Genomic DNA, 18,479 nt, shown 5'->3' with positions numbered 1-18,479 from the left:
CTTCACAATGGTTAAGCGTTCAGCTTTCTGAATTGTTTACAAGTTCGTTACAAGCCAGATATGTTTGCGCAATATTGTCTCGCTATTCTAAGGGCATGGGGGAGCTTGCAGCCGGTTGGTTCGGAAGGAGACAACAACTGGATCAAGCGACCTGGGTCTGAATAACATTATTGAGCAGGAGGACCCCGATGAAGATCAACAAAGGAATATACAGCGCCGGACTGCTTGCCGCGACTTTCCTGTCATCCGGCATCTTATTCGGCTGTAACGCAGAGCAGAAGATCAGCACGCCGGTTACAATAGGCCAAACCAGCGCCGGAGAGGGAGGAGGAAAACGTGAACTGACAGTCGTCAAGGAGAGCAAACCGCCCGCTGAGCAGGGAATTGCCGTTCAGCGCATACACCGGATTGATGGCGCTAATATAGAGAAATGGCTGTCAGACCATGAACTGGATATCCAGGTAACCACGTTGGAGAAGCAGGTCACCGCTGCGAAAGAAGCGCAATATAGCTACCACCGGTTCCGATATGATCTAGAGACAGGAGAGCGGCAGAGCATCAAGGAACAGACAGGAGCGGGTCAGGATGAGGTCATCAAATCATTTCGATCACCTGATGGGAAATATAGCTTCATTCAGACTTGGAAGAATAAATATGAGGCCGTGAATGCGATCAAAAATATGGATACAGGGGAGCAGCGTGAAGTCGCGGTCGACAATTATATGGAAGTAGGCGGCTGGCTCAATAATGACTCCTATATTCTTGCCGCCGGCTCGATGGAGGGCCGAGGCGAGATATGGAACATATCCGTGGATGGTACCCGGAAAAAGATCGATCTGCAGGATCCCGAAATCGAGATTTTCACCGAATTTGCTGTGGGTAACGGGAAGATTTATTACACAGATGCCAAAAGCCGTCTGAAAAGCTTCGCCCCTACACAATCTAAGCCAACCCTGCTTGCGGCGGATGTCTCCACGTTGAGCCTGTCTCCCGACAGTCAGCGGATTGCCGTCTCCACGGCAGGAAGCAGTGGGAAGGAAGAATCTCGTCTGCTCATCTACGATACGGGTGGTCATGTACAAGGTTTGCTAATTGGGAAAGGTGATGTGCTGACCTACCCATCCTGGTCTCCCGATTCCTCCAAGCTGGCCTTCGCGGTTTATACCGAAGATAAGGGCGGCATGAATGGTGTCTATATTTTTGATACAGTCTCCGGCAAGGTATCGCCGCTAGGGTTGACGTACTACCCGGCATATCCGTTAAGCTGGAACCCTTCCGGCTCCAGACTGGGTATCACCGTGAATGACAAAGAAAAGCTTACCGTAACCCATATTGTCGATTTCAAAATGTGAATTTGTTCAATAAAGGAGAGATTCATTGTGAAAAAAACACTTCTGTCCGCTATCGTATTGGGAATGACTTTATCGGGAGCCGCTGGTGTATATGCCGGAAGCAAGCTGGAGAAGATCAACGTTTATCTCAATCACGGCATTACCTTTCAAGTAAACGGAAGCGATCAATCTTTAACAGATAGTAATGGCAATAAGCTGGTGCCGATCACCTATCAAAATACGACGTATTTGCCTGTGCGGGCCATTTCCGACATGACTGGAATCAATGTCGGGTACGATGCCGCCAGCCAGCAGATTCGGCTGAAAACGAAGCAGACCGGCGATAGCCAGCCAGCAGGAGAATGGACAACGATCAATTACAATAAAGCACAGATAAAGGCGATCAAAGAGGCTTACGCTGATTTTGAATCCTTTGAAACGGCCTATGCTCCAAAGCAAATGGCCAAAACCGACAGCTATGTTAAAGCTGTAGCTTCGAGCGATGGAGTCAATTTGATTTTTAAGCATATGACTGTTAATGTGTCGCCACGTGATTATTCGAGCGACTATAAATTCAAGGAGGTAAAGCTGTCCAACGGCGTCAGCGCCAAGTGGTATACACCTTCCAAAACGCCGTTGCTTGGTTTCAAACTGGACGACCGGACGGTGACAATCAGTTCCCCTGATGGGACCCTGAGCAGCAGTCAAATCGAACAGGTCGCTGTTAGTGTAGCGAAACTGACTGATAATTAACAAAATCCCCCCTGATGAAGTTGAAATCAGGGGGGATTTTTAACCCGAAACAAGGAACTCGATCAACGGGCACACTTAGATACATAAAAGGTGAGGCAAACAATACGGCTATTCAAAATTTCACATTAGAGACGTTTATCTTTCTGGAAATTTAGACGGAAGTGTTTTGCATCGCTGTATACACCGAATTTATATCCTTTCTCTTTATAAAATGTAATGATTTCAGGAAGTGCTTGTAAGGTTTGAGCTCTTTCATGCATCAGCACCACTTCTACTTGTTCAGTTGTCTGCTTTTTAACATTTTCGATAATCTGATTCGGATTATCCTTCAACTCCCAATCATGTGAATCAACAGTCCAATCCCAAACTTTTATGCCAGCCGCTACGATTTGATCCCTTATATATTGACTTTTTAGTCCTGGTACGGAACCGTAAGGTGCTCTTACTAGCTTAGGATTTGTATTGGTAATCACCTTAATAAGTGATAGTGTCTCTCTCATTTCGGGTACAAACTGTCCGTCATTATACAGCTTCTTATGGTTATGGGTCATACTATGTGCTCCAATATAATGTCCTTCTTTACTTGCACGCTTCACATTCTCCTGAAATTTAGTAGTTTGTAGGTTATTGCCCTGCATAAAAAATGTTGCTTTTACATTGTATTCTTTTAGTACATCTAGAAATTGTCCAGTTAATTGACTAGGTCCATCATCAAATGTGAGATAAACAACTTTCTCTTTTGCCAATCCATCAATTGTAATAGGATTTGATTTTCCTAATATAAAGAACAAGTTAATTGAAGTTATAAGAACAATGCAAAAAGTTAAGGCCACCTTTCTTGCTCTACTTTTTCCAGTACCATGACTTGAAATGCTCATTTTTCTACTCCATCCTTATTATGAAATGATTTTACATGAAAATGGGAATGTCCCATACATGAACAATAAGTAGAGTAATAGATGGAGATGTAGAAGAGATGCAGATAAGATATAAATCATTTCAAGAATATCCGAAGGGACGGAATCAAATCAGTAAAACACTCGATATGGAGAGCGTCTGCATCCAGAATTGGATCTCCTCTGCACCGAATATTGATTTTTCTATTCTATGATATGGGTATCTTGCAAGAAGGAGATATTGCATATGAAAAGGGTACAACGATGGGGAAGCATTATTCTGTCAGCGGCGATTCTATGGACACTTGTAGCCTGCGGCGCGGCCGACGACAAGGGTCAGACTCCGCTCGCTACGACACAGGCGCCTGCGGGCAGCGTTCAGGATTTGTTCTGCAGCAGCTTGTTCGTAGGCGACTCCATTATCGGGGGACTGACGAACGATTGCCTGCTGCCTGAAGCGAACGAAATGGGTTTAACCGATTAATTGGCTCAGACCATCCAGGCTGCGGCTGTGAATAAGGAAACCCATTATTAGACTCTATCGTGCAAATCATGGTAGGGTCTTAATCATTTTCTTCATGGATACTCCACATCGTCGGAACGAATCATTGTTTCCACAACATGATCTTAAACCGTCTTACCTTGAAGATAAAAGTAGTGATTCTCTGTTAAACAAAGGTTTACACGACATTGCATATAAGGTAGTATATAGATGTTAAATCGATCAGAAATTACCATTATAAATGTGTGAATGAAGGAGATTGAAGTCTTGTATTGGAGGTGATCTGAAAATTCAACCCGTTGCCCATCAAGATATGTTGCTTAGTTTCATTACTTCTTTAATAAGACAGCATCCTTGTTGATGAAGAGAAAGCTAAGAAGGAGGCATAATGATGGAAGAGGCTGCACGCAGCGAGAAACATATCGTGAAGAAGGCGATATTCTCAACTGAGATTCGCAAGAAAGTGCAAAAGCTGCAGAAGAGGAACAATTGGTATAACTTTTTCGCAATTAGTTACGACTGGCTCATTATTGCAGGAGGAATCTATTTGGCCAAAGCTTATCCAAGTTGGTGGATGTACTTGATTAGTTTCTGCTTAATTGGCAGTAGGATGAGGGCCTTCGACAACTTAATGCACGAGGCCAGTCATATTTTATTATTTGAGAACCGCAATTTGAATAAGTGGATGGCTTGCTTTTTTGTAGCATTTCCCGTCTTTACTTCCTACACGACTTACTGCAAATCACATTACATGCATCACAAGTACCTGTGGGATCCAGAACATGACCCTGATACGAAGCGCTACGCGTTAATCGGGCTGGATAAGCCCCAGGACAGTATCAAACAATTTCTGTTTCGTCACATCCTCAAGCCCTTAACCTTAACACATGTTCCCAAGTATATTTACGGAACGATTCGTGTAAACATCCTATCCAAGGAAGAACCATGGTCAGAAAAGCTTGCCAAATCAATTTATTGGCTTACAATAATAGCAAGTAGTATTTACTTCGGCTTTTGGAAAGAACTCTTATTATTCTGGTTTGTGCCATTGCTAACGACCTTCCAGATCTTTCGATATTGGGCTGAGATGGCAGAGCATTCCGGTCTGAAAACAGACAATGAACTGTATGCAAGCCGCAACACGTTCGGCAATCCAATTGAACGTTTTTTGATTCACCCACACCACGACAATTTCCACCTTGTTCATCACCTGTTTCCGGCAGTACCGCATTACAACTTGAAGAAAGCACATCTGCTGCTAATGGAGGACGAGGCATATAGAAAGGCACATCACTGCACTGGATTTTTTAAATCATTTGTTCCCGGTTTCTTTAGCGCCATTGAAGACATCTGTGGAAGGCACTTTGGCCGCAATAAAAGAATAGAATAGCATCTCAGTAGAACAATAGGAGGAAGGATCTTTGACTGTTGCATTTTTTCATGGCGTTGCATTAGCTTTCGGACTTATTATTCCACTAGGGGCGCAAAACGTATTCGTTTTTAATCAAGGCGCATTGCAGAAAAGATTGTCACGAGCATTACCCGTAATCCTAACTGCCGCATTATGTGACACCCTGCTTATCTTGCTGGCTGTGTTGGGCGTCTCCCTCGTTGTGTTGCAGCTTGCATGGCTGCAGCTTATTCTCTTTGGTGCTGGGCTAGTGTTTCTAGTCTATATGGGATGGTCCGTCTGGAAGAGTGAGCCTCCTAACACGGAGCAAGACGGGAATGTATTAAGTGCGAAGAAGCAGATATTATTTGCTCTATCTGTCTCGTTGCTAAATCCTCATGCGATCTTAGATACGATAGGCGTCATTGGCACAAGTTCACTTAGTTATACGGGGAATGAAAAGCTTGTATTTACTGCTGCATGTGTCGTTGTATCTTGGTGCTGGTTTTTTGCGCTCGCGATTGCAGGGAAGGTCGTAGGAAAGTTAGATAGCAATGGAAGGTTAATCCGTAATATCAATAAGATTTCAGCCATTATTATTTGGGCAGTCGCGATATACATACTGAAGCAACTGATTGAACAATTGATGGCATGAGGGGTTACATGTAGTTGTCGTATGACAGTACATAGTGACATCATTTCAAACCGCGTAAAAGCGGTTTTTTTCTTTTTGGATCAATAGTCAAATGAATAAGACAACTGGTTATGCGTCTCCCATCGGTGAATCGATTTAAAAAAGTTAGGGAAAGCTATGTTTTGATACGCAGGCAAAAGCAGCGTTTCCCATTACAAAATGAGGAGTGAACGAGATGGCTAAACACAACGACCGTAACCGAAACGATGATTCTAAACAGAACACGGCTGGTATTGGTACTGGAGAGGCTGTAGGAACAGTAAGTGGTGGTGCCGTAGGTGCTGTAGTTGGTTCCGCTTTGGGACCTGTTGGTACCGTTGTAGGAGGTATCGTAGGCGCATCGTTGGGCAACAAGGCAGGCGATAATGTTGATAATAACAACGGAACTGAACAAGGTAAACAGGACTAGCTCCATATTTTAGTGAGGAAAATCAGGGCGCCGAGGAAACTCTGCACCCTGATTTGTCGGATGACCATAACATAGTGACATCTCAAAATCGTGTAAAAGCGGGTTATTTTTCTTTATGTCATAAGCTCCTGTGGGTATATACCTTCAGGAGCTTTTACCTTTTCAGTATGGAAACATTAAATTTCAAGACTTCAACATGGTTTCTACACAATATGGGTTTAAAATGCAGATAGAAAAGCGGATAGGAGGGGAAATGTCCACTGATGATGATTGTAATGCTGGTTAGTATAGGCAGAGTTCATGAACACAGACATTGCAACAGAGCAGTCTTCAAATGACGAGCAATGGACAAAATAAAGATGGAAATTTATTTTTTGAAAGATAAGGAGAAAAATATCAAACAAAGGCGATTTTTGCAAGAGAGTGCGCTCTTATCTTGAAATGAAAAGTTTATAACGTTAACATTTGAATTAGGATTGAAGAAGCGGGTGAGCAATATGTCAAAAATTCGGGTGCTTGTCGTAGATGATGAATGGAATATGCGTAATTTGCTGCGCATTTATCTCTTAAAGGAAGACTTTGAAGTTAAGGAAGCCTCATCTGGTTACGAGGCGTTGTCCATCATGAAGCAGAGTAAATTTGATCTTGTCATTTTGGATGTCATGATGCCAGGAATGGAAGGTTGGCAGGTTTGTAAAGCAATACGTGAGAACGAAACAATACCTATCCTCATGCTCACGGCTCGCTCTGATACAAAGGATAAAGTTCATGGACTCGGGATTGGAGCTGATGATTACGTAACAAAGCCTTTTGAACCCGAAGAGTTAGTGGCGCGTGTTTTTTCCTTGTTAAGGCGTTCTATGATCAACCAATCGCAGAAGATTCAGCATACAATTATGGAATTTCATAATCTAAAAATAAACGCAGAAGCTCGCGAAGTTTATATTCATGAACAAAGGATTGATTTTACGCCCAAAGAGTTTGATTTGTTTCTGTATCTAGCGAAAAATACGCAACGGTCTTTTCCACGAGAAGAGTTAGTTGAACGATTATGGGGTTATGAATACACCGGTGACACTCGTGCTGTTGATACCCATATAAAAAATATCCGAGAAAAACTGCAACACGCAGGTCTTGGCTACAACCCCATTGAAACCGTGTGGGGGGTAGGATACAAATTTACAGCCCAAGGGGTATCGAGATGAGGAAAAATCGAATTGGGGTGAAACTTGGTTTAATCATCATTTCAGTATTCTTTATCGTCATCTCTTTTTTGGGCGTAAGTATCTATCAGATGTTCTCTAACTTTTATCATTCGGAAATGAGAACGGAGGTTGCAGAGATGACCTCTCATTTCATCTCGATGGCAGAAACAACGAAGTCTCCCTCAGAGGAAATGATCATGACCTTCGCAGATTTTTCAAATGTGAGTATGTTTTATATCAATTCTAAAGGCGAAATAACTCTTCATACAGGTGAACACAGTGCTTCAGACCGATCGTTTATCCATCCAGAAGATATTAAGAAGATCTTCTCTGGAAATTCCATTAACTTAGAACACCAAGATCCATTAGGCAATCGTTATGTCGTGATTGGACAACCGATCTATCACGATAATCAAGTATCTTCAGCAATTTATGTAATGGCCTCCACCCTAAGTATGGATAAGTCTCTTGCTGCTGTGCAAAATCTGCTGCTCCTTTCAGGAGTAGGAGCCTTTTTACTTGCCATCGGTATAACTTGGGTAATGGCTCAACTCTTTTCCCGACCGCTCATTCTTATGCAACAAGCGACAAAGAGAATTGCCGTTGGAGAGTTAGAAACACGATTAGAGATTCAACAAAAAGATGAAATTGGTGATCTAGCGGAGGCGATCAATAATTTAGCAAACGACTTACAGCGATATCGAGATACGCGGCAAGAATTTTTCGCCAACATTTCTCACGAACTCCGAACTCCGATCACGCACCTTAAAGGATATGCCAATGTGGTAAAAAACCATTTGTATCAGACAGAAGAAGAGAAGGACCGTTATCTAGACATCATTTATCAAGAAGGTGTTCGCCTCCAGCATCTGGTCGACGATCTGTTTGAACTTTCGAAGATGGAAGAAGGTAAGGTCAATCTTGTCATCGAGTGGGTCGATATAAATGACATGATAAATCAGGTCGTAAATAGAGTAACTTTAAAAGCAAAGGAAAAAGGACTAGCACTGGTTGTTCATCTTACGGATTCAATTCCGCTAATCCGCGGGGATGGAATGCGAATGGAACAGATCATGATCAATCTATTGGAAAATGCGATACGTTATACGGAACAGGGTACGATTCGAATCCATACGAGTTACACGCATGATACGGTTTCTGTTTCCATAAAGGATTCAGGCATTGGTATTCCAGAGGAGGAGCTTCCGTACATTTTTGAACGTTTCTATCGAGCAGAGAAGTCCAGATCACGGCAAACTGGCGGTACAGGGCTCGGACTATCCATTGTGAAGAAATTAGTGGAGCTGCAGGGTGGGAACATTCAGGTTACCAGTAAGAAGGGGATTGGTACTTGTTTTACGGTTCAATTTGCTCTCCCGACGATACAGGAGGGGTCGATATGAAAAAAGTCGACTGGTTGATTGCCGCATTCTTTGTGACGATTGGACTGGTGTGTTTAACCGTGTCGGCTATGTATTATCAAGGAGATACTTTCATAAGTAGAATGGATTATTTCAAACTGAAGACATGCCTAGGGATCGTTGTCTTAGGTTTTCTCATTTATCTCATTTGCCGAATACTTCGATTAAAAAAGCATAAGCGAAATAGAAAGTGACTTCAATGAGGAGTCACTTTTTTTTGGATCTACGCCAATCTACACAATTTCAACATATTTGAAGAGTATGATGAAAGTAATTCATCAGACAATTTACTTTTGGATAAGTGATTAACGCTTGAAAGGAGGTGACAACATGAAAAACAAGTTCATAGCGATAGTTGGTGCAACTGTTCTGACTCTTGGAATCGGATCTGCTGTTTATGCGGCAGATGTGAATCCAGGTACCTTTAAAGACATGCTTCCTTTCATGAAAGAAATGCATCCAAATTTAAATGATTCAGAATTGGAGCAAATGTACAACAATTGTCATCAAAGAGGGGGAAATTCTAACTCTCAGGGAATGATGCAAAATAACTCAATGATGCAAGGAAAAGGCACAGGATCGGTTTAATGTACGATTAATCGCAAAAAACATCTAATTGATAGAAATGTGACCCGTATAATATGAAAATTATACGGGTCATTCGCGTTTTCATAAGTTCATGCGTTCAGTTGGCCGACAATTATTTAAACGGAGTTTCGCCCAATTTGCCTTATGCGTCGCCGTATTATGGAGATTTAATATTAATTAAATGCAAGAAAGACAGATCTGCAAACCGTCCCGCAGTAGTGAAGAAAGTCGCGATCCGGTAACGGTTTTTCTCCATCTTGAAGTTGCACTTGCTGTCGTAATCTATTCTCCTTATTATGGAACATAAGAACTGCACCTTGCAAGGAGTGCTCAGGTCATGTCACAAAAAATTTTGATTGTCGAAGACGATATTCATATCTCGAAAATTATTAAAATGAACCTCAATTTAGTAAACTATGAGACAACCGAGGCTTACGACGGCTTGGAAGCACTGGAGGCGCTGAAGCGGGCGCCGTTCGACCTCATCCTGTTGGATGTGATGATCCCGCATATGGACGGATTCGAATTGATGGAGAACATTCGTCCCTACCGCATTCCGGTCATTTTTCTGACGGCGAAAAATTCGGTATACGACAAGGTTAATGGGTTGAAGCTCGGAGCGGACGATTACATAGTCAAGCCCTTCGAAGCGATTGAACTGCTAGCCCGGATCGAAGCCGTGTTGCGTAGATACGGCAAAGAAGAGCGGCTGATGGCGTTTCAAACGATTCAAGTGGACTTGGACAAAAGGGAAGTCCTCAAACAGGGGATACCCGTCGAGCTAACGCCGAAGGAATACGACTTGCTCGTCGTTCTGCTGAAAAACAAAAATATTGCCCTCTCCAGAGAACAGTTCATCGAAAAAGTATGGGGATACGACTATTATGGGGAGACGAGAACGGTCGATATGCATATCAAATCGCTTCGCAAGAAATTGGATCTCCAGGATCATATCAAGACGATTTACAAAATGGGCTACCGGCTGGAGGACTAGGTGATGAAGTTTTGGCAGAAAATTTATGTCTTCACGATCCTCTTATTTCTAATCATCTTTCATGCAGCTTCCATCACGGTCATTGAGCGGAGCCATAACAAAATGCTCGGACAAGAAATCAACAATGCGATGAGTCAAAATATGAGTATCCATTCGAGCGTTGAAGCGATTGTACCGATTTTGCGCATCTATGACTCAATTGATTACGAGAAAACGGTACTAACGAGAATTGCCAATGAATTTATACATAAAAACAGCGATAAACGGGTGTACCTGGATATCAGGGACGAAACGAACCGGTCGGTGTTCAGCAATATGGATTTTCCGCTGCCTGCCGAGCGCAACGAGCTGGACAAGCTGGAGGATAATGAAATCCGCTATATTTTGCGGGACATTGACGAGCGCACGATTCTCTTCACTTCGAACCTGGCGAATATCAATCATAAACCTTATGTGTTTACTTACATGGTAGATGTAACTCCCGTATATCAAGATCGGGTGGATCAGTATCATTTTTTCTTTAAGGTGGATTTGGCGGCCTGCTTCCTGTTTATGTTGATTATGTTCTTCGTGAGCAGAGGATTGACACGATCCATAGACCGGCTGAATAAGACGGCGCAGGTCATCGCTCAAGGTGGATTTTCGGAAAGGGTTCATATGAAGTCCAAAGACGAAATCGGCGTATTAGCCAATAACTTTAATGAAATGGCTGCAGTCGTGGAGGATAAAATTTCGGATCTTGAACGGCTCAATCAACAAAAGCAAAGGTTCATCGATAATTTTACTCATGAGTTAAAAACGCCGTTAACCTCCATTATCGGCTATGCCAATTTTATGAGGACGACGAAATACAACGAGGAGCTGTTCCTTGACGGCTTAAACGTCATTTATTCGGAAGGAAAACGATTGGAATCGTTATCGCTGAAGCTTATGGACTTGATTATGCTTCAAGAGGATCGCTTCGAAATGGAGGCGCATGAGTTCGGAGCCATTGTTGCAGAAATTCGGCCGGCGCTGGAGATCATGGCCAAGGAGAAGCGGGTTCATATCGACACGGATTGCGAGGAAGGGAGCTTGCTTGTCGATCCTGATATGATTAAGGTGCTGATCTTCAATCTCGTAGACAATGCGATTAAAGCTTCGGCAGAAAACCAGACCGTTGAGCTGCGTACTTTCTGGCGCGGCAGCCATTATATTGTTCAGATCGTCGATCAAGGCATCGGGATTGCCGAAGAGCATCGGGATAAAATCTTCGAGCCGTTCTATATGGCGGATAAAGCAAGAACGAGAAGCAATAACGGGGCGGGCCTTGGCCTCTCGATTTGTCAAAGTGTCGCCAAATTGCATCATGCCGACATTCATATTTCAGACAATGAGGTTCAGGGAACGATCATTGAAGTCGACTTTGCTCCGTTCCAATCGAAAGGCGGGGAACATTCGTGAAAAAATGGATTGTCGCGTTTATGTGCATGGCATTCCTTGTCCTGTTGACCGGTTGTGAAGACTGGTTTAACGCGATCCCCAAGGATAAAGTGATGGTCAAACAAATCATGAAAGAGAACCCGGGCATCGAACCGGAATATGAAGGCGTGCTTTCTCAAGAAACGGCGAAAACCCTCAGTCTACAGGCGATCAATAAATACTACGAAATGAATGTAACAATGAATGAGCTTCGATTCGAATCGGTGTACGTAGACCAGAACAAGCTTAACGATCTGCTGAACAGCCCGCGGCCGCAAGAAGAACCTGTAGTTTACTACGGCGACAAAGTCTTGCCCGATCAAATTTACTATAGAGACAAAGCCTTGCTCGATCAAATCCCGAGAGGTCTATATTATGTAACCCTAACACAATCTGTGAAGCCCAATGAGGTTTATGATGTGGTGTTGAATGCAAAAGACGGCGATATCGTCAAAATTTCGAGATCAGGCGGCAAGCAAAGTCGTGCGCAGGAGATTGCGAGAGATAAGGTCTTCGATATTGCGAATCGGTTCATTCAGGAAGAAGGAAGCTACCCGCTGTCTGAGTTGACGCTGAATCAAGACATGACGCGGTGGGGTATGGATGGTGAAGCGGAAGTATTCTATACGAGCAAAGATAACCAAACATTAACATACAGTGTTACGGTAAGCTTTCATATGTACGGAGTCAGCGGTTTCAGTAAAGAGATTATGGCGCTGCTGAGCTATATCCGAGTAAAATAGCCAGATTCATAGTCTCCATGTCGATTGTCTAAAGCGATCGGCTTTTTTTATTGCTTAATATCGGGGTTCCCCGTAAAGTAACTGAAATTACTCCGAGCCAAAGCTTCACTTTGTGGGGATTGATTTTACAACTTCTATACAAGTCCATCTAACTTCTCATATATCGGCTCATTATACTGATGGAGAACCGCGAGCGCGGTGAATACCATACTGTAATCGAGAGGAAGTGCCCCATGAAAAGAACTTTGATTATCCTGACAACCGTTTTCTCTATGGTTGCCGTTTCGGCCTGCAGCAGTACCGGTAACGGCAGCGGAAACGGCAATAGAACCGGAGGAAGTGGAAGCGTCAGTGATCATACAACCCAAACGACGCAGAAAGGTCATGATGCCGAGTCGTCGGGAACCGAAGGAGCGATGCAGCCCCCATCCACTACGGAGAAAAAAAAGATTGTGTTCTCAACCGGTTTTCCAAACGATTATTTTAAGCTGGCGAAGCAGCATTATGAAGCAAAGCATCCTAACATTACGATTGAGCTGCAATCCGTCGAAAGCGATGATTCCCAGTTGGAACAAAGTATGGAGAAATTCGTTAAGACGACGAATACGGCCTTGCTATCCGGAAAAGGTCCAGATCTTATCAATTTGGATCAATTGCCTTCAGCCGATTACATCACCAAAGGTTTATTAACCGATATGTCCAAAATCATCGACAAGGATCCCGCTTTTAAAAAAGAGGACTATTTCAATAACGTGCTATATGGTATTAAGGCCAACGGTGGAATTTACGGGATGCCGCTATATTTTTTTGTTTATGGTTTAATAGGAAACCAAACATTCATCGAGAAGAGCGGAGTTACGTTCGATGATACGAGGTGGACCTGGGCTGATTTCGCCGAAACCGCCAAACAGTTGACTAAGAATGCGGATAAAGAATATTTTCGGTATGCCTTAGGCGGAATTACGCCCGAGCACATGCTGTCCAAATTTTTCAATGATCAATACGGTTCGTATGTGGACCAAGTCAATGGGGAAGCCAAATTTGATACAAGCAACTTTATTCAGATGATGAAGCAAGTGAAATCCTTGTACGACAATAAAATTGTTAATTCAACTGAATTTTCCCTGATTTTCAACCCGGTTCAAATTAATTCACCGGAAGATTACATACGCGTATTAAGGCAAAGTGAGTTTGGGGGCAAATTCGCTTACAAGTCGAAGCTCTACTTGAGTCCGAATCCGGAAGAGGGGAAACCTGGAGCAACGTTCAGGACGTATATGACGCTCGGCATTAACAACAAGTCGTCTGTTAAACCGGAAGCTTGGGATTTCATCAAGTATATGGTATCCGAAGAAATGCAATCTCAAGCGAAAAGTACCGGTTTCTCCATTAATAAAGCTTCCTATAAGAAGAGATCCATGAAGCTGTTGAAAACGGGGAAGGTGGAATCCGATCAACCGATCGGACCAATGAAAGGCCAAGTATTCGAGATTACTCAAAAGGATATTGACGATTTGGAGAAATTCGTGAACGGGGCTATCTATCCGGTTCATCCTCCTCGGAGCAGTCCTAACAAAATCGATAAGATTGTGCAGGAAGAATCCCTTGCTTATTTCAGCGGGCAGAAAACCCCGGAAGCTGTGGCCGAGCTGATTCAAAATCGGGTAACCACGGTACTCAATGAATAAGCTGCTGCGCAATGATGTGGCCGTAGCTGCGCTCTTCTTGGCGCCAAGCTTGATAGGCTTTGCCATCTTTTATTTGATTCCCTTTATCATGGGGGGACTGTATTCATTTCTGGATAGCCCGGGGATCGGCTCTTTTGTCGGATTGCACAATTATGAGTCGCTGCTGGAGAGCGCTTCCTTCCGCAAAGCGGCAGCTAACACTTTTCTGTTTACCGGTGTATGCGTACCGCTAATCGTTGCTCTATCTCTATTATTTGCCCATCTTCTGAACCAAAAACTGTTTATCCGGAATTGGCTGCAAACCGCGTTTGTAATGCCGCTTGTTGTACCTGTCGCTTCCATTGTGATGGTATGGCAAATCGTATTCGACTGGAACGGAACGTTAAATGAATGGCTGCATAGCTTGCATTGGGGGCGGGTTGATTGGATGAAATCAGATTGGGCTATCGTCGTGCTGGCAGTCGTTTATGTATGGAAAAACATCGGCTATAACATCATTGTGTTTTTGGCCGGCATGCGGAACATTCCAAAGGAATATTACGAGACGGCGGAGATCGAAGGAGCGGGAAAATTCCATCAATGGACTCATATTACTTTAGTCTATTTAACGCCAACGATGTTTTTCGTCGTTCTCATGTCCATTATCAATTCGTTCAAAGTGTTCCGCGAAACGTATCTGATCGCGGGCGATTATCCGCATGATCAAATCTACATGCTCCAGCATTATATGAACAACATGTTTCTATCGCTGGATATCCAAAAGCTGACCGCGGCGGCCGTTGTTATGGTGGGGGGCATCTTGATTTTCGTAAGCTCCATGCTGGCCATCGAACGGCGTTTCCGGAATTTTATGGAGTAGGCGAGGGGGAGTGAAAGTGGCTATATTTCGCAAGCTTGTGCGAACACTGGTACTGTTCCCGATCGCCACGATGATGTTGTTTCCCGTTGCGGTCACATTTGCCAACTCACTGATGACCGAGGAAGAAATTAACCATAACTACCATCTCATCGGCAAGATGGTTCAGATCGCGGCGGGGGAAAACGACTCATTCATTAATATAAAGCTGATTCCCGATTGGGTATCCTTTAATCAATACTCGGAAGTACTGATCTATAAGCCTATGTTCCTGCAAATGTTTTGGAATTCCGTTTTCTTGGTCGTACCGATCATTGTCGGACAGATTTTCGTTGCGTCTTTGGCTGCTTATGCGCTGGCAAAGCTCCGATTCAGGGGGCGAGATAAGCTGTTTTTCGTTTATTTAATGACCATGCTCATGCCCTTCCAAGTCACGCTGGTCCCCAACTACATCATTGCGGATAAGCTCGGAATCATGAACACCGAATCCGCGATTATTTTGCCGGGAATTTTCAGCGCTTTCGGGGTGTTTATGCTGAGGCAGTTCATGCTGCATATCCCGCAAACGTATATCGAAGCGGCGCAAATGGATGGAGCCGGACATGGAAAGATTTTTTGCAAAATCATCGTTCCGTTGATTCAGCCCGGAATTGCTGCATTAATCGTATTGTTGTTTGTTGACAACTGGAACATGGTCGAGCAGCCGCTCATTTTTTTGGAGGACTCCGTCAAGCAACCGCTATCTTTATACTTATCGCGCATTAATGAAGGAGCCCGCGGAGTTGCTTTTGCCGCATCCGTGATTTATATGGCTCCGATGATCTTACTGTTCTTGTATGCGGAGTCCTATTTTATCGAGGGAATCCAGCTATCGGGGATAAAAGGATAGACCTTACATGAGGTGAACGGTATGGAATTACAACGAAGTGAACAGTCAGCAATCGGTCGGAAACGAAACATACGCCTCGTATTTGGCTTGTTTATCGGGCTCTTGGTTGGATTTACACTGTTTAGCAATACGTTAGCAACGATGAGCTTGCCCAAGGTAGTGTTGGCGATGCCGTCCAGGGGACAGCTTGTTCATACTTTTTCGGGCAGCGGGGTGGTGAAATGGAAGGCGGAAACGGCCTTGTCAAACAACTCGGGATGGCGAGTGGAGAAAGTACTCGTTAAGGAAGGGGAGCCTGTGAAGAAGGGACAGACGCTCGTCATATATAACAAAGAAGCGGCCGAGCAGCAAATCTTGGACGAACAGGCCAGTCTGAAAAAGCTGAAGCTTTCGCAGGAAGAACTGAAGCGCAATTTTATCGAGGCTTCGCAAAAAGCGGACGAAGAGGCGATTGCAGCAGCGAAAAATGCGCTTGGCATCAGTGAAGTCGATCTCGAGGTTCAGGAGAGACGAATTCAGAAGCTGCAACATGATTTGAAAGCGAACGGCATGCTGATTGCTCCGTTTGACGGGGTCGTTACAAAGGTCGGCGCGACGGAAGGACTGCCTTCTGGTGGAGCTCCCGATGTCGTTATTTCAAACAAAAGCTTTGGATTTGAGTTTGAATTCCTTGCCCCGGCAACTATGGCCGCTTCTTTAGAGGCGGGCGAGAGCGTCAAAGTACGGGTGGAGGGAAGCCAGGCTCTTCAAGTTGAAGGCCGCATTGAACATATCCAAAATGCCGTTTCCAGCTATCAGACCGGTGCCCCAGATGGAAAAAGAACGAACGCCGAAGTCTCCATGAAGCTTGTACGGATTACGTTTAAAAATCAGGATATAAAAGGCGGCGAGAAGGCTCAGCTCGAGTTGACGAAAGTGACGGACGATGCGCTCCTCGTACCTAATAAAGCGATCCGCGATGACGGCGGCCAAAAGTATGTGTTTGGAATCGAGGAAAAAAATGGTCCGCTCGGCAACGCATTTTACATTCGGAAACTGCCCGTTACCGTTATCGATTCCAATGAATCCGTATCGGCCGTAACCGAAGGATTGTTCGAAGAGGGAAAAATCGTCACCGAGAGCAGCGAGCCGCTTCAGGCAGGCGATAAAATTCGATTATAACAGAACTATGCATCACGAAGTTCAAATTGCTGGTTCGATTCCATGGCTCATCGCTTATAATAAGATACGGAAGTAGTTTACATATCTGTGATTGACATTCAGATTAAGTAACTTTATAATGTGATTAATTGAATAGCGCTTCTGTGTAGAAGGGGAGTAGCTACTACAGTAAAGTCGTCAATTCGGGTGCATGCCCCGGCTTTATTGGCAACGTATTCCGTTGTAAGCAAGACCTTTGCCAGCCTTAGGTGAAGGGTTCTATATGGATGATAACAGACCTTTGCCGATGCTTGGCAGGGGTCTTTTTTCATTCTTAACGATAAATGGAGGGATGTCCGATGAATTGTCCGATTTGCAACAATGTCCGTATGCGTGAAGTTGAAAAAGAGGGCGTAGTGATTGATGTATGCCCGGACTGCAAGGGAGTATGGCTGGATAGAGGCGAGCTGGAGAAGCTCATGTCCGACGTAAGGGAAGAACGTAAAGTGTACAAGGAGTGGTATGATGAAGACGACCGGCGTTCGCAGAAATCAGATTATCCCTATCATAGCCCGAATGCCGGATACCCGCCGCACTATAAGCACAATAAAAAGAAAAGCGTCCTAGACCGGCTTGGAGATATATTCGATTAAAACAGCATCTTGTCTAATGAATCCTTCTGTTATGGAAATGGCATACGCCTGCCTCGTAGCATTAGGATTTTTTTGTTCTGGGAAGAAATTTCCAACATCATGATAAGATGATCCGATTAAGAAGATATACCTGCCTAAACTCCGTCCTTTTTTGGGATTAAGTGTAGATAAAGCCCATAGCCTCTTATATAATGTATCTATCTTTAAAAAATGAAGGGACTGAACTATGCGCAGATGTCAATATTTTTTAACCTAACTATTATCATATAATGGAGGTAAAAGTATTGATTACAGAGTTACACACAGAACGTTTACATTTGAGAAAAATGAAGATATCGGATTCGTCTAGTTTGTTCAAAATTTGGTCTGATCCAGACGTTATTAAATATATGAATATTTGTTGTTTTACGAATGAAAATCAAGCAAAGGAAATGATTAATCTCCTTGATGATCTTTCTCAAGATCGTAAGGCTATTCGTTTCTCCATCATTAAAAAAGAGTCCAATGAAATTATTGGTTCTTGTGGTTATAATGACTTAGATTTTGAAAATGGCAAGGCAGAGATTGGGTACGACATTGCTAAATCATTTTGGGGAAGAGGATACGATACAGAAGCTATCTCTTCTTTGATCGAACATGGATTTTCATCTTTAAAGCTGAATCGAATCGAAGCAAGGGTTGACCCTAGAAACGTGAATTCTATGAAGCTTTTACAAAAGCTCAACTTTACGTTTGAAGGAACACTCAGACAATATGAAAGAGTAGACGGAAAGTTTAACGATCTCAGTATTTATTCAAAATTAATATCAGATTGATTGTATTGAAGATAATAATAGAAGAGGTAAGGTAGGGAATGGATATGCCCC

19 protein-coding genes are annotated in these 18,479 nt (G+C 43.5%); 18 read left to right on the top strand and 1 reads right to left on the bottom strand.

Features of this window, described 5'->3' with window-relative positions:
• The first annotated feature begins 188 nt into the window (after window positions 1-188).
• Both NO352_RS10515 and NO352_RS10510 read left to right on the top strand, forming a co-directional pair.
• The gene (locus NO352_RS10515) at window positions 189-1,352 is read left to right on the top strand and encodes an LpqB family beta-propeller domain-containing protein (protein ID WP_289355590.1); all 1,164 of its coding nucleotides are present in this window, start codon (window positions 189-191) and stop codon (window positions 1,350-1,352) included.
• Window positions 1,353-1,379: 27 nt separating this feature from the next.
• Complete coding sequence (locus tag NO352_RS10510) at window positions 1,380-2,084, top strand: stalk domain-containing protein (RefSeq protein WP_268599888.1); 705 nt, start codon at window positions 1,380-1,382, stop codon at window positions 2,082-2,084.
• 125 nt (window positions 2,085-2,209) lie between these two features.
• Here NO352_RS10510 and NO352_RS10505 read toward each other — a convergent pair whose 3' ends face one another.
• On the bottom strand, window positions 2,210-2,962 hold the full coding sequence (locus NO352_RS10505; RefSeq protein ID WP_289355589.1) for a polysaccharide deacetylase family protein: 753 nt from the start codon (window positions 2,960-2,962) through the stop codon (window positions 2,210-2,212).
• A gap of 265 nt (window positions 2,963-3,227) precedes the next feature.
• Between NO352_RS10505 and NO352_RS10500 the strand changes: the two genes are divergently transcribed.
• The 16 genes from NO352_RS10500 (at window position 3,228) to NO352_RS10425 (ending at window position 18,428) form a co-directional block, all read left to right on the top strand.
• Complete coding sequence (locus tag NO352_RS10500; protein WP_289355588.1) at window positions 3,228-3,464, top strand: hypothetical protein; 237 nt, start codon at window positions 3,228-3,230, stop codon at window positions 3,462-3,464.
• A gap of 409 nt (window positions 3,465-3,873) precedes the next feature.
• Window positions 3,874-4,872, top strand: a complete 999-nt coding sequence (locus NO352_RS10495; protein WP_289355697.1) for a fatty acid desaturase family protein — start codon at window positions 3,874-3,876, stop codon at window positions 4,870-4,872.
• 31 nt (window positions 4,873-4,903) lie between these two features.
• Window positions 4,904-5,527: a LysE/ArgO family amino acid transporter gene (locus NO352_RS10490; protein WP_268620656.1), complete on the top strand. Its 624-nt coding sequence runs from the start codon at window positions 4,904-4,906 to the stop codon at window positions 5,525-5,527.
• Window positions 5,528-5,741: 214 nt separating this feature from the next.
• Window positions 5,742-5,975, top strand: coding sequence for a glycine zipper domain-containing protein (locus NO352_RS10485; RefSeq protein ID WP_005550699.1), 234 nt, complete (start codon window positions 5,742-5,744; stop codon window positions 5,973-5,975).
• A 497-nt stretch (window positions 5,976-6,472) separates the two neighbouring features.
• Window positions 6,473-7,180: a response regulator transcription factor gene (locus NO352_RS10480; protein WP_289355587.1), complete on the top strand. Its 708-nt coding sequence runs from the start codon at window positions 6,473-6,475 to the stop codon at window positions 7,178-7,180.
• Window positions 7,177-8,583 (top strand): sensor histidine kinase, encoded by a 1,407-nt coding sequence (locus NO352_RS10475; protein WP_289355586.1) that lies wholly within the window; start codon window positions 7,177-7,179, stop codon window positions 8,581-8,583. Before NO352_RS10480 ends, NO352_RS10475 begins: the two co-directional genes overlap by 4 nt.
• Window positions 8,584-8,931: 348 nt before the next feature.
• Window positions 8,932-9,189, top strand: coding sequence for a hypothetical protein (locus NO352_RS10470; protein WP_289355585.1), 258 nt, complete (start codon window positions 8,932-8,934; stop codon window positions 9,187-9,189).
• A 337-nt stretch (window positions 9,190-9,526) separates the two neighbouring features.
• Window positions 9,527-10,183 carry a response regulator transcription factor gene (locus NO352_RS10465; RefSeq protein WP_005550705.1) on the top strand — a complete coding sequence of 219 codons (657 nt, stop codon included), beginning with the start codon at window positions 9,527-9,529 and terminating at the stop codon, window positions 10,181-10,183.
• Window positions 10,184-10,186: 3 nt separating this feature from the next.
• The gene (locus NO352_RS10460) at window positions 10,187-11,626 is read left to right on the top strand and encodes a sensor histidine kinase (protein WP_289355584.1); all 1,440 of its coding nucleotides are present in this window, start codon (window positions 10,187-10,189) and stop codon (window positions 11,624-11,626) included.
• Window positions 11,623-12,387 (top strand): hypothetical protein, encoded by a 765-nt coding sequence (locus tag NO352_RS10455; protein WP_289355583.1) that lies wholly within the window; start codon window positions 11,623-11,625, stop codon window positions 12,385-12,387. Before NO352_RS10460 ends, NO352_RS10455 begins: the two co-directional genes overlap by 4 nt.
• Before the next feature lie 233 nt (window positions 12,388-12,620).
• Complete coding sequence (locus NO352_RS10450; RefSeq protein ID WP_289355582.1) at window positions 12,621-14,075, top strand: ABC transporter substrate-binding protein; 1,455 nt, start codon at window positions 12,621-12,623, stop codon at window positions 14,073-14,075.
• A complete protein-coding gene (locus tag NO352_RS10445) occupies window positions 14,068-14,934 on the top strand; it encodes a carbohydrate ABC transporter permease (RefSeq protein WP_289355581.1) in 867 nt (288 codons plus the stop codon). The genes NO352_RS10450 and NO352_RS10445 overlap by 8 nt, the downstream gene beginning before the upstream one ends.
• A 70-nt stretch (window positions 14,935-15,004) precedes the next feature.
• A complete protein-coding gene (locus tag NO352_RS10440) occupies window positions 15,005-15,820 on the top strand; it encodes a carbohydrate ABC transporter permease (protein ID WP_289355696.1) in 816 nt (271 codons plus the stop codon).
• Between the two features lie 21 nt (window positions 15,821-15,841).
• Window positions 15,842-16,981, top strand: a complete 1,140-nt coding sequence (locus tag NO352_RS10435) for an efflux RND transporter periplasmic adaptor subunit (RefSeq protein WP_289355580.1) — start codon at window positions 15,842-15,844, stop codon at window positions 16,979-16,981.
• A 338-nt stretch (window positions 16,982-17,319) separates the two neighbouring features.
• Entirely contained in the window at window positions 17,320-17,613 is a 294-nt protein-coding gene (locus tag NO352_RS10430) for a TFIIB-type zinc ribbon-containing protein (protein ID WP_268620648.1), read from the top strand.
• Between the two features lie 284 nt (window positions 17,614-17,897).
• On the top strand, window positions 17,898-18,428 hold the full coding sequence (locus NO352_RS10425) for a GNAT family N-acetyltransferase (protein WP_289355579.1): 531 nt from the start codon (window positions 17,898-17,900) through the stop codon (window positions 18,426-18,428).
• The last annotated feature ends 51 nt before the right edge of the window (window positions 18,429-18,479 follow it).

This window comes from Paenibacillus sp. S-12 (assembly GCF_030363895.1).
Classification (GTDB): domain Bacteria; phylum Bacillota; class Bacilli; order Paenibacillales; family Paenibacillaceae; genus Paenibacillus_B; species Paenibacillus_B alvei.
This window is presented reverse-complemented; position numbering and strand designations above follow the sequence as displayed.